Here is a 16,391-nt window from a genome sequence, read left to right as displayed (position 1 = left end):
AAATAATAAAAATGAACAATCAACCAGCCAACAGCCAGAAGCCAAGAGCCATCCGAGTTTTATTAAGCGGAGGCGGAACAGGAGGTCACATCTTCCCGGCCATTGCGATTGCAGACGAAATCAAAAAAAGATTTCCGGATGCAGAATTTTTGTTCATTGGCGCCAGCGGCAAAATGGAAATGGAAAAAGTTCCCCAAGCCGGCTACAAAATAGAAGGCATTGATATTGCCGGTATCAACCGTGGAAATATCATTTCTAATTTAGGCTTGCCTTTTAAGATTTTAAAAAGTTTATCTAAATCAAAAAAGATCATTAAAAATTTTGCTCCCGACTTTGCGATTGGAACAGGAGGCTTTGCCAGCGGACCGGCTTTGTATGAAGCAAGCAAATTGAGAATCCCGATTTTCATTCAGGAACAGAATGCACATGCAGGTGTGACGAATAAGATTTTAAGTAAAAAAGCAAAAGCAGTATTCACGGCATTTCCTAAAGTAGATGGTTTTCCGGGAGAGAAAACAAAGTTTTTAGGAAACCCAATCCGATCAACGATCATTTCAGGAATGCAGGAAACAAACCTTGCCAAAGAAAAAATGGGACTTGATAAAGATAAACTGACGATTCTATCTGTAGGTGGCTCTTTAGGTTCAAGAACATTGAACAACGGATGGAAAGAAAACCTTGAAAACCTGAAACAAAAAGGGTATCAATTGATCTGGCAGACCGGAAAATCAGATTACGGTGAATTGTCTTCCAGCCTCCAGCTTCCTGATTCCGTTCAACTGAAAGAATTCATCAAAGATATGGAAACGGCGTATTCTGCGGCAGATGTCATTGTATCACGAGCAGGAGCCATTGCCATTTCGGAGCTGGCGGTAGCACAGAAACCAGTTTTGCTGGTTCCTTTTCCTTTTGCAGCAGAAGATCATCAAACCAAAAATGCAATGAATCTGGTGGAAAAGAATGCCGCGAGAATGGTAAAAGACTCTGAAATGCAGGAAAAATTCTGGAATACGCTTTCAGAAATCTGCGAAAATGAAAATATAAGAAAAGAAATGTCTCAGAATCTGCAATATTTTGCCAGGCCAAATGCTGCCGAAGAAATTGTAAATGAGATTTTTAAGGTGATAAATAATTAAAGCACCTGTTATTCTGAATGAAACATCGTGAATGAAAATCTATAATGTTGAGATTCTTCGTTCCTCAGAATGACAGAATGAAAATTTGAATTAAATAAATGAACAATTTACAAACATATCAGAATTTTTACTTCGTGGGGATCGGAGGGATCGGAATGAGTGCTCTGGCACGGTATTTCCATGCTTCGGGCAAAAAAGTGTCGGGTTATGATAAAACCAACACCAAGCTTACCCAGGCTCTTATGAACGAAGGAATTGATATTGTTTTTAACGATCATATTGACGAAAAAATTACCTCCTTTCATAAAGAAAATACATTGGTGATTTATACACCTGCCATTAAGACTTTAGGAATTTTGGATTATTTCAATAATCATCAGTTTGAAGTCCTGAAACGTGCAAAAGTATTGGGGTTAATTACGGAAAATACAGATTGTATAGCCATTGCAGGAACCCACGGAAAGACAACGACTTCTACCTTGGTTTCGCATTTATGCAAAGAAGCAGATTTACCGTTTTCCTGTTTCCTGGGTGGAATTTCTGAGAATTTCAAGTCAAATTTTCTCTATAACGGAACGCAATACTCTGTAGTGGAAGCAGACGAATATGACCGCAGTTTTCTTACCCTCTCTCCGGATTGGGCAGTTATCACCTCCACCGATGCAGACCACCTGGATATTTACGGCGACAAAAATACGATCGAAGAAGGGTTTAAGCAGTTTGCCGCGCTTGTTCCGAACGACAAACAGCTTTTCGTAAGGAAAGGAATCGACATCGGAAGGCCGCATCTTACCTATGCTGTTAATGAAACTGCAGATTATTATTCAGACAACCTACGGATGGAGAATGATACGATCTATTTTGATTTTCACACTCCGGAAGAAACAGTAGGAGATTTTGCGTGGGAAATTCCGGGAATCCATAATGTGGAAAACGCAACCGTGGCTTTGGCAATTCTTCATCATCTGGGAGTGGATTTTGAGACCTTGAAAAAAGCAATTATCAATTTCAAAGGGATTAAAAGAAGATATACCAAACACAGATATGAGAACGGTAAAATTTACATTGACGATTACGCTCACCACCCGACTGAAATTAACGCAGTAATGAGCTCGATCAGAACTTTTTACCCGGAAAAAAAACTGCTGGTAGTTTTCCAGCCGCACCTATTCAGCAGAACAAGAGATTTCGCAGACGGCTTTGCAGAAAGCCTAAGCATGGCAGATGAATTGATCTTGCTTGATATTTATCCGGCAAGAGAGCTCCAGGAAAACTTTGAAGGCATTACTTCAGACTGGCTACTGGAAAAAGTGACTTTAAATAAAAAGGAAGTTTCGTCATTAAATGAGGCTTTCAATAAAATAAAAGAAAAAGAATTTGACATCCTACTCACGGTAGGCGCAGGGAATATTGATACGCTGTACGATCCTATTTGTGAGTGGATGAAGAAGAATTAATTTAAAAAACGCCAAGAACGTAAGAGAAATTTTTAGAAGATTCTAGCTAGTTCGCAAAGGCGTTTCACTCAGCAAATGATAGCTGAAAATATCATTTAGGAAAAGAAAAAAAACACAAATGACAGAAAATGAAATATCAAATATTGTTTTTGATGCAGGCATGAAAGTGCATCGTAAACTGGGAATAGGACTCTATGAAAACGTATATGAGCAATGCTTAATTTACGAATTGAAAAATAGTGGACTTAGCATTGAGAGTCAAAAAGATATTAGTCTCGATTATGAAGGTTTGATCATTGAGAAAGCATTCAGAGTGGATTTGTTGATTAATAATAAAGTAATTATAGAAATAAAAGCAGTTCCGGAAATTAATAAGTATCATTTCTTTCAACTTCTTAACTATTTAAGAGTTGCAGAAATGAAATTGGGAATGATTTTAAATTTCCATTCTACCTTATTTAAAGATGGAGTAAAAAGAGTAGTAAATAAATTATAAAACTTGGTTTAAATACCATAAATAAAAGTATATAATATAGTATAATGTTTTCGGCTATCATTCGCTGAGTGAAACGCCCTTGCGAGCAAAAAAGTAACAAATAACAATAGAAACAAAACTTTGCGAGCTTAGCGTTAAAAAATTTAAAAATGAAAAATAAATACAGAATATTAAAAATTGCCGTAACAGTAATTCTTCTCGGATTTCTGCTGAGCTTTTCACTGAAGAAATTTAGTGGACAGAAGATTACGGACAATAAAATTTCTGTAAAAATGAGTGACAAAACACCGGTGTATTTTATTGATGAAAAAGATATCTGGGAGATTGTAAAAAAAGAAAACCCCTCCGGAAAAGTAGGAGATCTTAATATTCCGGCCCTGGAAAAGAAAATCAATGCTCTTCCCGCCGTAGACAGTGCCAATGTATATCTTAATCTGAACGGAAAACTAAATCTGGATATCAAGCAGAGGGTTCCTGTTTTCAGACTCAACAAAGACGGCCGTGACTTTTATGTAGATGAAAAAGGCATAGAATTTCCCATCTCCAAAACATACTCTCATCCATGTATGCTGGTAACAGGAGATGTACAGAAAGACGAATACCAGAAGCTCGCAGAACTTGTGAAGAAAATTGATAATGATGATTTCAGCAAAAAATATTTTATCGGTATTTCCAAAGATAAAGGAGATTACAATTTGCTTACCAGCGAGGGTAATTATAAAGTCGAAATCGGAGATTTGGATAATATTGAATTTAAGGTGAAAGGCTTTAAAACCTTTGTAGAAAAATACCTGGTTTATCAGGATCCTGAGAAATACAGAATGGTATCCGTAAAATATCAGAATCAGATTGTCACTACATTAAATCCCAATTTTAAGGAAAACGACAGTATTCTGAGTGCAACGAACAAAGAACTGGCAAAAGCTTCGGCTGTTCCGTTAAAGAAACCGGATGATAAGCCCAAACGAGCTGAAATAAAAAAGACAAATAAACCAACCTCACCTTCATCAAAACAAAAAACAACAAGTAAGCCAAAGGAAACAAAAAAAACAGAGAAGAAATCTACGGCACCAAAACCGAAAACTAAGGCAAAAATTAAAATAGAATAAAAATCAAATCGATATAAACAATGGAAAATCAAGAGTATTCAGTAGGTCTGGACATCGGGACGACGAAAATCGTCGCGATTGTCGGAAGGAGGAATGCACACGGGAAAATAGAAGTTCTCGGTGTTGGGAAGGCTAAGAGTCTTGGTGTTCACAAAGGTATTGTGAATAATATTTCGCAGACCATTAATTCAATCAAAGCTGCTGTGTCTGAAGCACAGTCCAGCGCAGGAGTTCCTATCCGTAAAGTAACGGTGGGAATTGCAGGAAAACACATCCGTTCTTTGCAGCACTCCGATTATATTATGCGTGAACACCCCGACAAATTCATTACAGATGATGACATTGAAGCATTAAAAGACCAGGTAAAGAAGCTGGTCATGCTTCCCGGTGAAGAAATTATCCATGTACTTCCCCAGGAATATAAGGTAGACTCCGAAGGAGAAATTCAGGAACCCATCGGGATGCACGGAAAACGTCTGGAGGCCAATTTCCACGTTGTTGTGGGCCAGATGGGAAGCATCCGTAACATTGCAAGATGCGTGCGTGAAGCAGGCCTGGAAATGGAGGCACTAACTTTAGAACCGTTGGCATCTTCGGAAGCTGTTTTAACGAAAGAAGAAAAAGAAGCCGGAGTAGCCATTGTAGATATCGGTGGCGGAACTACGGATATCGCTATTTTTAAAGACAATATTATTCGTCACACCTGTGTAATCCCTTACGGTGGCGGTATTATTACGGAAGATATTAAAGAAGGCTGTTCCATCATAGAAAAACATGCAGAGCAGCTGAAAGTAAAATTCGGCTCCGCAGTTCCCGAGCTTGAAAAAGACAGTACCTATGTAACCATTCCGGGGCTTCACGGAAGGCCGGATAAAGAGATTTCACTTAAAACTTTAGCCCAGATCATCAATGCAAGAGTGGAGGAAATCCTTGAAATGGTGAATACGGAATTAAAAGCCTACGGTGCCTTCGAACAAAAGAAAAAGCTTATTGCCGGAATTGTTCTCACAGGAGGCGGATCCAATCTGAAGCATCTTCGACAGCTGGCCAATTACACCACCGGCTTCGATAGCCGCATCGGTTTTGCCAATGAATACATTGCAAACGATAAAAATCAGTATCTTAAAGGACCTGAATTCGCAACTTCCATCGGTTTGTTAATGGAAAGCTTAAAGATCAGGGACAAAAAACAGAATGCTGAACTCCAGGAACCCGTTCAGGAGCCTGTAGAAACAAAAGCTGAAACCGCAGCGCCAGCAACGGAAACCGTTCAGGAAACTGTGCAGCATACAGAAACCGTTCAGCCGGAGCAAAGTGCAAGCGAGCAACAGTCTAAAAGAGCAGCAAAACTGACTTTTGGGCAGTCGCTCATGGAAAAAGTGAAAAAATTCTTTGAGGAAGTAGAATAAAATATAAATGATGAAATGATAAGCGATACATGATCTTTCCTTATCAGCGATCATCAATCAATTATCAATAATAATTATAAAAATATAGTTATGGAAAATATAGGGACACAGGGGTTTTCATTTGATTTACCAAAAGGAAATTCATCAATAATAAAAGTAATCGGTGTTGGAGGCGGCGGAAACAACGCACTAAAACACATGTACGAAAAAGGAATCCACGGGGTAGATTTCGTGATCTGCAATACGGATGCCCAAACATTGGATAACAACCCGGTTGCCAATAAAGTGCAGCTTGGAACTACCATTACGGAAGGTCTCGGTGCAGGAGCCGATCCTGAAGTAGGAGAAAAATCTGCGATTGAAAGCATCGAGGATATTAAAGCCGCAATGGGCCAGAATACGAAAATGGTATTCATCACTGCCGGAATGGGTGGCGGTACAGGAACCGGTGCAGCTCCCGTAATTGCCAAAGTGGCAAAAGATATGGGCATTCTTACCGTTGGGATTGTTACCGTTCCTTTCAGCTTTGAAGGAAAAAGAAGACTGGAGCAGGCGGAAAACGGCCTTGACAAATTAAGAAATAACGTAGATTCACTGATTGTCATCAACAACGATAAATTAAGACAGCAGTTCGGAAACCTTGGTTTCAAACAGGGATTCTCAAAAGCCGATGAAGTGTTGACCAATGCAGCCAAAGGTATGGCTGAGGTAATCACCGGATATTTTGATGTAAACATTGACTTTAGAGATGCCAAATCTGTGCTTCAGAATTCAGGTACCGCCCTGATGTCTACCGGTGTTGCTTCAGGTGAAAATAAAGCTGAAGAAGCGGTTAAAAAAGCGCTTGATTCTCCATTATTGAATGACAATAAAATCACCGGAGCCAAAAACGTACTGTTATTGATCCGCAGCGGTGTGGAGGAAGTTACTATGGACGAGATTGGGGTTATTATGGATCATATCCAGAAAGAAGCAGGAAACACCGCAGATATCATCTTCGGGGTAGGTTCTGATGAAGAGCTGGGCGATTCTGTGAGCGTTCTGGTAATCGCTACAGGTTTTTCCAATGATAATAAAAAGTTTTCCGGACCTACCGAGAAAATTAAAATCAGCCTGAACGACAGTTTCGATGCACCGAAAGAATCTCCTTTCAAAACAAGACAGGAAAGAGAAGATGCACCGGAGCAGTCCTACGATTTCGGAGGCAAAAGCCTTTTCAGGCTTGACGACGAAGACAATGACGCTCCATTCTTCAGCTCATCTTCTGAAAAAAAAATGACTATTGAAGAAGAACCTGCCAGAACAGAAATAAAATTCACTGACAGAGAGGAAGATACCATTCATATGCCGGAACACAGCTGGAAAAATGAGGAAGAAGAATCATTCAGCCTGTTTTCTCTGGATGAGGAACCGGAAGATCCGAATGATCTTGAAATAGAATCTTTCAGGTTTGATTTTGATCAGAAAAAAGAAGAGCCGCAAACCGGGAATTCTTCCAAAAGATCTTCTGAAGAAAAGCCCGTTGAGTTCAGTTTTTTTGTCAACGAATCAAAGAATAATGAACCAAAGTCTGATTTCGGACAACCAAAAGCGGAATTTACTTCTTCAAACGAGGTTAATCAGCTTACGGAAGAACCTCTTCAGAAAGTGGAACATTTCTTTCAGCACCTGAAAGAAGAGCCTGTTGCAGAAACCCAATTTGAAACTCAGGCTCCAAAACCGGCAGAAGAAGAGTTTACATTCGTGAACAAAACGGTAGATCAGGAAAGAGTAATAGAACGCAGAAATAAATTAAAAGAATTCAATTCACGCTATCAGAGCTTCGACAGCTCCAGCGAATTTGAATCGGTTCCTGCCTTTAAAAGAAAGAATATCTCTATCGATGGGAATAATGCTTCAGAACAGAATATCAACACGTATCTGTCTGAAAACAATGGTTCTGTTCAGATCAGAGAAAACAGATTTTTAAATAAAGACGTAGATTAAATTTGAAAATGTAGCAATTTGAGAATTTGAAAATTATTCAATGGCAGAATCACATTAAAGTGCATCTGCATTTTCAAATTGTCTCATTTTCAAATTTTTAAATTAAAATATTGACATGAGCTTAGAAAACACTATAAATGAGGCGATAAAAACGGCCATGAGAGCAAAAGACAAAGTTGCTTTAGACTCACTACGTGCTGTGAAATCGCAGATATTATTGCTTAAAACAGAAGCAAGAGGATCAGAAGTTACCCCAGAGCAGGAAATTGCTATTCTGCAAAGGATGGTAAAACAACGTAAGGATTCTGCCGAACAATTTACCGCCCAGGGAAGAAATGACCTTGCGGAAGTAGAAGAAGCGCAGATGCAAGTAATCGAACAGTTCCTTCCGAAGCAGCTTTCTTCCGAAGAACTGGAAGCGGAAATGAAAAGCATTATTGCCGAAACCGGCGCTGAATCTATCAAAGATTTAGGAAAAGTAATGGGAGTAGCATCAAAAACTTTAGCTGGAAAATCTGACGGAAAAAGCATTTCCGAGATGGCTAAAAAGCTGCTTTCTTAGTTGTTGATTGTATATATTTCCGGAACATCTGCATCCGGCAACACTACAAACACATTTTTATAAGGATATTCAACCTTTGCATATCGATTTGATTAAGAAGCCCGGAACTTTTCCAGTTCCGGGCTTCATTTATTTTTTCTCCTTAGTAAAGAGCTCAAATTACAAAAATTGAACCCATAATGGTGAGGGAAGATCTAAAATACTTTTTCATGGTATTGTTTTCAGAATCTGTTCAAAGATAATTGTTTTTTAATGAAAATCATGTAAACAAATATTACATTTTAACTAAATAATCATTATTACAATTAGGATAAAAATTTATCCCTGTAAATCAAGTATTTAATGGTTTAGTGTAAAATAAACACAAATTAATTTGGTAGTGCGAGTTTTGTTTTACTAAATTTGCGTAACAATAACACAATCATGAAACATACAAATATGAAAATTGAATTAATAAAAGGCGACATTACAAAGATAGAAGCAGATGCCATAGTCAACGCAGCCAACTCTTCCTTATTGGGTGGTGGCGGAGTAGACGGAGCCATTCATCGGGCTGGAGGAAAACAGATTCTGGAAGAATGCAGGGCAATCAGAAACAGACAGGGCAAATGCAAAACAGGAGAAGCAGTCGTTACAACTGGCGGAAATCTCCCTGCACAATATGTCATTCATACCGTTGGACCGGTTTGGAACGGAGATGAGGAAAAATGCTCGAAATTATTGGCCAAATGCTATAAAAATTCTTTGGAATTAGCAGAAAACCTTGGAATCAAAACCATTGCTTTTCCTAACATCAGCACAGGAGTTTACCGTTTTCCAAAGGAGCTAGCAGGAAAAATTGCAATTGAAGAGGTAAAAAATTTCAAATCAGAGATCCTGAAAAAAGTAATTTTCATTTGTTTTGATGATGAAAATGAAGAAATTTATAGAAATTTATTAGAAAAATAAATTAATGCTCATTTGCTGAGTGAAACGCCTTTGCGAACTTAAAAACAGTTAGTAGTAAAACAAAATCTTCGCGAGCTTTGCGTTTAAAAAAATAACAAACAAATGAAAAAACTAACCATATTAACCGGAGCCGGAATCAGTGCCGAAAGCGGAATAAAAACCTTCAGAGACGGAGATGGTCTTTGGGAAAACCACAGCATCACAGATGTTGCCAGTCCGGAAGGATGGCGAAAAGACAGAGCTTTAGTCCTTGAATTTTACAACCAAAGGCGAAGACAGCTTCACGAAGTAGAACCGAATGATGCACACCGATTATTGGCAGAACTGGAAAAATATTTTGAAGTTCAGATCATCACTCAAAATATTGATGATCTGCATGAAAGGGCAGGTTCAACCAATATTTTACATTTACACGGCGAGTTATTCAAATCTTGTTCATGCAACGATAAAAACCTTGTGTATGAGCACAAAGATGACATTAACATCGGGGATAAAGCCGAAGACGGCGCACAGCTACGTCCGTTTATTGTTTGGTTTGGGGAAGATGTTCCCTTGATGAGAGAAGCCACAAAAATGGCAAGGGAATCCGATATTTTCTTGGTGATCGGAACCTCTTTGCAGGTATATCCGGCGGCCGGACTGCTTCATGATATCAAAGACGACTGCCTCTTAATCGTAATCAACCCAAATGAAACCAGTTTCGGGTACGGACAGAGAGCGGTTGTGATGAAGGAAACCGCAACGCAGGGAATGAAAATGCTTTTTGATAAACTGGTAAATCTTGCCTGATAAAATATTTAAAAACCATGAACGAAAAACACAATAAAAAAACAAGCAAATTCCTAAGTCTTGTTCTTCGCCACCAACCTGAAGTTATCAACTTAAATGTAGACGAAAAAGGTTGGGCCGGTGTAGAAGAATTAAAAGAAAAATCTGCTGAAAACAATATTTATTTCACACTTGAAGAACTTGATGAAATAGTAGAAACCAACGACAAAAAACGCTTTATTTTTAATGAAGATAAAACAAAAATAAGAGCCAACCAGGGACATTCGATTGTTGTTGACCTGGCGTTGAAACCTCAGCAGCCACCGGAATTCCTGTATCACGGAACCGCTGAAAACAATGTGAACTCTATTTTAGAAAAAGGAATAGAAAAAAGAAACCGGCAGCACGTTCATTTAAGCAGCGACAAAGACACAGCCTCAAAAGTCGGGATGCGCCACGGAAAGCCCATTCTTCTTACCATTATGACAGGGAAAATGCACCAGGACGGAATTGTATTCTATCTCTCTGAAAATAACGTTTGGCTGACGGATTTTGTAGATCCAGAATACATCTTGATTCAATAAAAAAGAGACTGTCTATTCAGGCAGCCTCTCTGTATTTTTATTTTGGAATACCTCTTTTCCAGGCAATTTCAGCTCTTTTAACGGCTAATTTTTCTTTCCAGTCCATGTATTTCTTTTTGAAATTTTTCTTCATGACATCATCAAACTTCCTTTGCACGGTAAGATTCCATAAAGAATGTGCTTTTACGGCCCAGGATTTGTCCCATGCTCGCAGGGAAATGGAGAAGCTTCCGTCCAGGTACTTCATCCAGTGCCACCATCCGGTCGGCATAAATAAAGTATCACCATGTTCAAGGAAACACTCAATGCCTTCTACTCCATCCAGTGCCGGGAATTTTGTAAAATCCGGATTTTCAATATCATAATCTTCCAGCGCATAGGTTGCATAAGGAATTTTATAGAGCCTTTCTTTCCACTTGTAATCGAAAAGCAGAATATGTTTTCTTCCGTTGAAATGAGTATGGAAGATATGCGCCATATCAATATCATAATGCAGAAAGGTTACAGAACCTTTTCCCCCGAAAAACATAGAGGGGTATTTATCCAGAAAACCTCCCATGAGATCTTTTGGGGAAATATAATCTTCCAGCAATTTTTTGGCGTGCTTGATAGGATCGAAAAAGAAAATTCTGAGATCCGTAGGTTCTCTCTGGATAAGATCTACATAATCTGTAAACTTCATTTTTGCCGCAGATGCGTTAATGGGAGCTGCAGGATCAGCCTTGGAACTGTCATAAAGCGGTACCTCAACATCTCCTACAACTTCCTTCATATATTCCATGGTCCATTTCTGATAAGCAGGCCACTTTCTCGCCATATTCTTGATCACCACAGGCTTTCTGGGCTTTAGATATTTTTCAATGAATTCTTGTTGTGTAATATCATCTACAATATCAATAGGCTTTAAATTGATTCCCATTCTTTAAAAAATTTAATGTTACAAAATTATTAAATAAAAATATATGTTAACAGATTTAAGCTTTTTTTAATCTATGATTCAAATCACTTTTGCCTATTTATTCTAAATAAATCTTATTTACAACAAAATACCCTGTAAAGTTTACAGGGTAAAAAAACACAATAATGAACAAAAAAGATTCATAAGATTGCTAATATAAAAACTTTATCCGATAAAGCTAATTCTTAAAAAGTTGATAAAACATGATTAAAAGTGCTATTTTTAAAAATAATTTTCTATAGCAGCAAACTGTTGTTAAAATCATGGAATCATAAATGTTGTTTTTAGCTTAAAATTTTCTTTTTTAAAAAAATTTTTACATTTTTTCCGCGCAAAAAAATGGGCATAATTTGCTGGTTTTCTTACACTCACCTCTTGAAAATTATTCTTACGTTTGTGAAATGACACAAATGAGAAATTCGCGAACAGGACGGCATTCTGCCTAATGTATTTTTCAAACCTGTCATACTGATGCATCATCCGGGCTGTACAATTTATTCTAGACAAAATTGAGCAGCCAGGAAAATTTAAGTTTAACGATTCTAAAAACAATTTTTATGAAAAAGAAAATTTTATTTTGCGCCATGATCGGAATCTCTGTTATGGCGTTTGCGAAAGTTCAGGCAGTTTGGACTTCAACCTGCGGTGTAAAACATTATACCACGTTTTCAGATAATGCTACCTATTCACAGATCATCAGCACAATACAGTCTATTAATGAGCTGGAGTGCGGGACAAGGCCAAGTGTAAGTCTTAATTTAAATTAATCAATTAATTTACTGGGGCGGATATCTCTCCGCCCCTTATATGAAAATTATGAAAAAATTATTTGTCACAATACTTTTTATATTCTGTCCTCTATATTTTTTTTCACAGCAAGTAAATTTTACACCTTCCATTAGGGTAAACTATGATGCTTCATTAAAACTTGGAGAAAAATATCAACAATTTCAAAAATTCGTATTAATAGGAAACTCCCAAGATTATTATTTTGCTGCTGTTCAAAATTATCTGAATGATACGGGACAATATAAATCAAGATCAGGCTTGGATTTGAAAATAGTGAGTGATTATTTTCAGGAGAGACTTATAAGAACTAATGCAATAACCAATATTTTTTTTAAATACGGAGAAGATAAAATACGATATGAAGAAAAGGTTGCTACGAAATGGGTACTCTACAGTGATACAAAAATAATTAATGGCATAAAATGCCAAATGGCCGCTACAAATAAATACGGAAGAAGATGGATTGCCTATTTTTCTAAAGATTATCCCCAATCTTTAGGGCCTTACAAATTTAATGGACTGCCTGGATTAATTTTTGAATTATATGACACAAGAGATGATTACCACTTTACACTAACAAAAGTTGAAAAGTTTACAGATGAATTTAGATTTAATCTTTTAGCTTTTAAAAACTATTCAAAAGCAAAATATTTGAAAGCGAAATATAATTTAGAAAATACTCTTGCGGCGTTTCCGGGGTTGGAAATAGGCGCAGAAGAAAGTAAATACTACGAATCTCTTTTGGAAAAAAGAAAAAAAATGTATAACAATCCTTTGGAATTAAAACCTTTTGAATAAATGCCCTTGTCATTCCGCAGGAATCTAAACAGTATTTTAATAATACATTTAATATAAATTCCTGCGGAATGACAAAATAATAATAACAATCATTAAATAATGCTATTTTTTCAATGCTTTGATTAGCTCTTCGAGTTGCGTACTAATTACTTTTGCTGCTTCAGAATCTGTGATATTAATAATAATTCCTTGCTGAAAATCTTTTTGTCCGATTGAATTGTCATGCAGTTCAAAATTATCTTGTGCATTCGAAACGGTTGATTTTTGGCCAGCTTCAAAAAGGTCTTGAATTTTTACCTGAAAAATCTCAGCCAGCTTCGGAATATAGCTGGATTTGATATCAGTGGCTTCGTTTTCCCAATTGGTGTACGTATTTCTATCCAGCCCCAGCATATCTGCGATTTCCTGCTGAGAAAGTTTGGTCTTGCTTCTAAGTTTTTTAAGGTTGGTTCCTACTCCCATAGTAAATCTGTTTTTTACAAATTTATACATTTAGCCAAATAATCAATAACAATAGGCTCAAAAATTCCCGTAAAAACAAAATTACAAAACAAAAAAATATAACTATATTTGTAGTGATAAATTAAGCTTTATTCTTTCTTTTGCATGAATATTTCCAATCTTGTAACAAAAAGCTTTAGCAACTAACTAATTAACATAAATAGTAAATTATGAAATTGAAACTTACTTTATTCGTCATGATTTTTTTCTCTATCCTTTCTTTCGCACAGAAAACGGTTTCGGGAAAAATTACGGATGAAGACGGAGTAGCCGTTCCCAGCGCAAGTGTTACCATAGAAGAGCCGGGCAAAGACGCCATTCTTGCGTATGCTATTACCAATTCTAAGGGAGAATACAAAGTAACTTTTACTTCTGCAGAGTCTAATGTAGACCTCAAGGTAAAGGCATTCAACCAAAGGCCGTTAACCAAACAGATCAGCAACAGCGATCAGACCCAAAACTTTAAAATGGAAGGTGAAGCTACGGAAATTAAAGAAGTGCAGCTGAAAACCAAGATGATTACAGCAAGAGGAGATACCATTTCTTATGACCTGAAAGCTTTCGACAGCAAAAGTGACAGAACGCTTGCTGATGTCATGAAAAAAATTCCGGGCGTTGAAGTGAATGCAGACGGAACCATACTTTATCAGGGTAATGCCATCAACAAATTCTATGTTAACGGAAAAGACCTTATGGAAGGCGGTTACGGAACCATCAACAATTCGCTTCCGAAAGATGCCGTACAAAAAGTTGAAGTTCTTGAAAACCACCAGCCCGTAAAAATCCTTCAGGATAAAGTTCCTTCGGAACAGGCTGCTATCAACATCAAGCTGAAAAATTCCGTTACCATGACGGGAAGAGGAGAAGTGGGAACCGGCTTCGGAGATCCCTGGCTGTGGAATGTAAAGCTTACCCCAATGTTCTTCGGGCAGAAAAGCCAGTGGGTGGTGAACTACAAAACCAACAATATGGGAGAGCAGGTAGAAAACGAAGGAAACATCCTTGCTTTCGGAAACCGGTTTGAGGGAAGAAGAATCAACGCTTCCCAAAATGACTGGCTGAATGTAGAAAATGCAAGCATCCCGAATCTTCCGGTAAAAAGATACCTGCTGAATAACGTACATTATTTGTCAGCCAATTACCTCACCAATATAGACAAGAAAAAGGAATGGGAACTGAAAGCCAATGCCAACTACACGAATAATGCGGTGGAAAGAGAATCTACTACCCAAACCTTATTCTTCAACGGAACCTCCAACAATCTGAATATTTTCAATAATTTTTATACCGATAAAGCGAAAGGAGAATTAATATTCACCAAAAATGCAAAAAAAGGATTCTTTAAAAATACCACGACCTTTTCCCAGTTTTGGAATGCAGACAGAGGTATTGTAGACAGAAGAGACGGGATCAACGGCATTCAAAGAAATGGAGAAGAAGCTTTGGAATCTCCCACAACTTCGTTCCAGAACTCACTGAGCACCATTCTTCCGTGGAAAGAAAAGATGGTGAATGTATTATCATTCATAAGCTACCAGACCGACAGGCAGGATCTTCGTGTTTCTCCTTCATCATATCTTAACATCCCGGGATTTACGTCTGATCTTTCCAGCAGTTCTGTTGATCAGCATTTAAGATTAAAAACATTTGAGGCCAATCATTCTGCGAATATCGGATTTTCTACAAAAGGCTGGACGTTCACTCCTGAAATAGGGTTTAATTTCGACTCTACGCATTTGGATTCTGATCTGTACAATATCACTTCAGATGCAGCGGCATCCCTTTCACAATATGGCAACGATCTTACCTATACCACCGCAACGCCTTATGGAAGCGTAGGAGTAAATTATAAAAATGATGCCTGGATGTTGTATGCCAACTTCCCGGTGAATTCTAATAATATAAAAGCTGAAGATCCTCAAAGATCAGTATACCGTGAGCTTAATAAAGTAACTTTTGAGCCGAGCATTTTTGCACAGTACACATTCGCTTCATTCTGGAAGGCTTCGGTAAGTGCCAACATCAATAATAATTTTGGTGAAATCAATACAGCATATGCAGGCTTTCTGATGACTTCTCCTGTGGGAATTAATGCGATGGATCCTAAAAACCCTATTCCGCAGAATAATAACAAATCTGCCGGAACAAGATTAGAGTACAGAAACCCGCTGAATAATATATTCTTTAATGTTAATTACCGATTTTCTGATGCAAAAAGAAACCTTATTTCCAGCCCTACTATTGTTTCAGGATATACTGTTATGAGCTATCTTGTTAGGGACAACCATGTTCTTACCAACAGCTATAGCGCTGAAATCGGAAAATATTTTCCTAAATTTAAAACGAATGCTTCCGTAAGCTACAGCAATAACACTACAAAATCTGATGCCATTCTGGACAGTTTATCTTACAACAATAAAAACACAAGACAGTCTTTTGGGATAAAATTTAATAATACCTATTTCAGCTGGATGAGCATAGACTACAATGCCCGGATTACAAAAACAAAGCAAACGAGTAAGGGAGACGTCGTTACCAATGCAACAACAACAGGATTCAACCATAATCTTGCATTGTTCTTCTACCCTATCGAAAACCATACTGTGGGATTCAGCTGGGACCAGACCGACACAGATACCCCGGACCAAAAATACCGTAACGGGTTCTATGATGTTTCTTACCAGTTCACATGGGCTAAAAAGAAAATTGATTTTGAGTTGAAATGGATGAACATTGCCAATAAAAAAGTATTTGAAACTTTTGAAATTGATGCTACCAGGACGACTGCTACAAGAATTCTCTTGAGGCCAAGCCAGGTAATGTTTACCGTAAAATTCAACTTTAAATAAAAAGTAAAAAACCAATCTCATTGAGGTTGGTTTTTTTTTCG

The 16,391-nt window shown here is 37.6% G+C and carries 15 protein-coding genes; 13 read left to right on the top strand and 2 right to left on the bottom strand.

What is annotated here, in order from left to right; genetic code table 11:
* The first annotated feature begins 11 nt into the window (after window positions 1-11).
* The 10 genes from murG to SOP96_RS00680 all read left to right on the top strand — a co-directional run bounded on the left by murG (window position 12) and on the right by SOP96_RS00680 (window position 10,455).
* A complete protein-coding gene (murG, locus tag SOP96_RS00725) occupies window positions 12-1,136 on the top strand; it encodes an undecaprenyldiphospho-muramoylpentapeptide beta-N-acetylglucosaminyltransferase (RefSeq protein ID WP_326319329.1) in 1,125 nt (374 codons plus the stop codon).
* 98 nt (window positions 1,137-1,234) lie between these two features.
* Window positions 1,235-2,593: a UDP-N-acetylmuramate--L-alanine ligase gene (murC, locus tag SOP96_RS00720; protein WP_326319328.1), complete on the top strand. Its 1,359-nt coding sequence runs from the start codon at window positions 1,235-1,237 to the stop codon at window positions 2,591-2,593.
* A gap of 118 nt (window positions 2,594-2,711) precedes the next feature.
* Complete coding sequence (locus SOP96_RS00715; protein ID WP_326319327.1) at window positions 2,712-3,089, top strand: GxxExxY protein; 378 nt, start codon at window positions 2,712-2,714, stop codon at window positions 3,087-3,089.
* 149 nt (window positions 3,090-3,238) lie between these two features.
* A complete protein-coding gene (locus tag SOP96_RS00710) occupies window positions 3,239-4,198 on the top strand; it encodes a cell division protein FtsQ/DivIB (RefSeq protein WP_326319326.1) in 960 nt (319 codons plus the stop codon).
* A 20-nt stretch (window positions 4,199-4,218) separates the two neighbouring features.
* Entirely contained in the window at window positions 4,219-5,607 is a 1,389-nt protein-coding gene (gene ftsA / locus SOP96_RS00705) for a cell division protein FtsA (protein ID WP_326319325.1), read from the top strand.
* A gap of 90 nt (window positions 5,608-5,697) precedes the next feature.
* Window positions 5,698-7,593 carry a cell division protein FtsZ gene (ftsZ, locus tag SOP96_RS00700; RefSeq protein ID WP_326319324.1) on the top strand — a complete coding sequence of 632 codons (1,896 nt, stop codon included), beginning with the start codon at window positions 5,698-5,700 and terminating at the stop codon, window positions 7,591-7,593.
* A 115-nt stretch (window positions 7,594-7,708) separates the two neighbouring features.
* Window positions 7,709-8,155: a GatB/YqeY domain-containing protein gene (locus tag SOP96_RS00695; protein WP_326319323.1), complete on the top strand. Its 447-nt coding sequence runs from the start codon at window positions 7,709-7,711 to the stop codon at window positions 8,153-8,155.
* 438 nt (window positions 8,156-8,593) lie between these two features.
* Window positions 8,594-9,103, top strand: coding sequence for an O-acetyl-ADP-ribose deacetylase (locus SOP96_RS00690; protein ID WP_326319322.1), 510 nt, complete (start codon window positions 8,594-8,596; stop codon window positions 9,101-9,103).
* A 102-nt stretch (window positions 9,104-9,205) separates the two neighbouring features.
* On the top strand, window positions 9,206-9,892 hold the full coding sequence (locus SOP96_RS00685) for an SIR2 family NAD-dependent protein deacylase (RefSeq protein ID WP_326319321.1): 687 nt from the start codon (window positions 9,206-9,208) through the stop codon (window positions 9,890-9,892).
* A 17-nt stretch (window positions 9,893-9,909) separates the two neighbouring features.
* A complete protein-coding gene (locus tag SOP96_RS00680) occupies window positions 9,910-10,455 on the top strand; it encodes an RNA 2'-phosphotransferase (protein ID WP_326319320.1) in 546 nt (181 codons plus the stop codon).
* A 37-nt stretch (window positions 10,456-10,492) separates the two neighbouring features.
* Here SOP96_RS00680 and SOP96_RS00675 read toward each other — a convergent pair whose 3' ends face one another.
* On the bottom strand, window positions 10,493-11,374 hold the full coding sequence (locus SOP96_RS00675) for a cupin-like domain-containing protein (RefSeq protein ID WP_326319319.1): 882 nt from the start codon (window positions 11,372-11,374) through the stop codon (window positions 10,493-10,495).
* Between the two features lie 596 nt (window positions 11,375-11,970).
* Between SOP96_RS00675 and SOP96_RS00670 the strand changes: the two genes are divergently transcribed.
* Window positions 11,971-12,180 carry a hypothetical protein gene (locus tag SOP96_RS00670; RefSeq protein WP_326319318.1) on the top strand — a complete coding sequence of 70 codons (210 nt, stop codon included), beginning with the start codon at window positions 11,971-11,973 and terminating at the stop codon, window positions 12,178-12,180.
* Window positions 12,181-12,229: 49 nt separating this feature from the next.
* On the top strand, window positions 12,230-13,000 hold the full coding sequence (locus SOP96_RS00665; RefSeq protein WP_326319317.1) for a GLPGLI family protein: 771 nt from the start codon (window positions 12,230-12,232) through the stop codon (window positions 12,998-13,000).
* A 102-nt stretch (window positions 13,001-13,102) separates the two neighbouring features.
* Here SOP96_RS00665 and SOP96_RS00660 read toward each other — a convergent pair whose 3' ends face one another.
* Window positions 13,103-13,462, bottom strand: a complete 360-nt coding sequence (locus SOP96_RS00660) for a helix-turn-helix domain-containing protein (protein WP_326319316.1) — start codon at window positions 13,460-13,462, stop codon at window positions 13,103-13,105.
* 209 nt (window positions 13,463-13,671) lie between these two features.
* Here SOP96_RS00660 and SOP96_RS00655 point away from each other — a divergent pair, with 209 nt between their 5' ends.
* On the top strand, window positions 13,672-16,350 hold the full coding sequence (locus SOP96_RS00655) for a carboxypeptidase regulatory-like domain-containing protein (protein WP_326319315.1): 2,679 nt from the start codon (window positions 13,672-13,674) through the stop codon (window positions 16,348-16,350).
* The last annotated feature ends 41 nt before the right edge of the window (window positions 16,351-16,391 follow it).

Origin of the sequence: Chryseobacterium salviniae, from assembly GCF_035819015.1 — a bacterium.
GTDB lineage: Bacteria > Bacteroidota > Bacteroidia > Flavobacteriales > Weeksellaceae > Chryseobacterium > Chryseobacterium salviniae.
The sequence above is the reverse complement of the archived record's forward strand: the minus strand, read 5'-3'. Positions and strand labels throughout refer to the sequence as shown.

What these genes read in the sequence shown, in the direction of transcription:
- murG (WP_326319329.1), top strand. Translation starts at nt 12, where the DNA reads ATGAACAATCAACCAGCCAACAGCCAGAAGCCAAGAGCCATCCGAGTT.
- murC (WP_326319328.1), top strand. Translation starts at nt 1,235, where the DNA reads ATGAACAATTTACAAACATATCAGAATTTTTACTTCGTGGGGATCGGA.
- SOP96_RS00715 (WP_326319327.1), top strand. Translation starts at nt 2,712, where the DNA reads ATGACAGAAAATGAAATATCAAATATTGTTTTTGATGCAGGCATGAAA.
- SOP96_RS00710 (WP_326319326.1), top strand. Translation starts at nt 3,239, where the DNA reads ATGAAAAATAAATACAGAATATTAAAAATTGCCGTAACAGTAATTCTT.
- ftsA (WP_326319325.1), top strand. Translation starts at nt 4,219, where the DNA reads ATGGAAAATCAAGAGTATTCAGTAGGTCTGGACATCGGGACGACGAAA.
- ftsZ (WP_326319324.1), top strand. Translation starts at nt 5,698, where the DNA reads ATGGAAAATATAGGGACACAGGGGTTTTCATTTGATTTACCAAAAGGA.
- SOP96_RS00695 (WP_326319323.1), top strand. Translation starts at nt 7,709, where the DNA reads ATGAGCTTAGAAAACACTATAAATGAGGCGATAAAAACGGCCATGAGA.
- SOP96_RS00690 (WP_326319322.1), top strand. Translation starts at nt 8,594, where the DNA reads ATGAAAATTGAATTAATAAAAGGCGACATTACAAAGATAGAAGCAGAT.
- SOP96_RS00685 (WP_326319321.1), top strand. Translation starts at nt 9,206, where the DNA reads ATGAAAAAACTAACCATATTAACCGGAGCCGGAATCAGTGCCGAAAGC.
- SOP96_RS00680 (WP_326319320.1), top strand. Translation starts at nt 9,910, where the DNA reads ATGAACGAAAAACACAATAAAAAAACAAGCAAATTCCTAAGTCTTGTT.
- SOP96_RS00675 (WP_326319319.1), bottom strand. Translation starts at nt 11,374, where the DNA reads ATGGGAATCAATTTAAAGCCTATTGATATTGTAGATGATATTACACAA.
- SOP96_RS00670 (WP_326319318.1), top strand. Translation starts at nt 11,971, where the DNA reads ATGAAAAAGAAAATTTTATTTTGCGCCATGATCGGAATCTCTGTTATG.
- SOP96_RS00665 (WP_326319317.1), top strand. Translation starts at nt 12,230, where the DNA reads ATGAAAAAATTATTTGTCACAATACTTTTTATATTCTGTCCTCTATAT.
- SOP96_RS00660 (WP_326319316.1), bottom strand. Translation starts at nt 13,462, where the DNA reads ATGGGAGTAGGAACCAACCTTAAAAAACTTAGAAGCAAGACCAAACTT.
- SOP96_RS00655 (WP_326319315.1), top strand. Translation starts at nt 13,672, where the DNA reads ATGAAATTGAAACTTACTTTATTCGTCATGATTTTTTTCTCTATCCTT.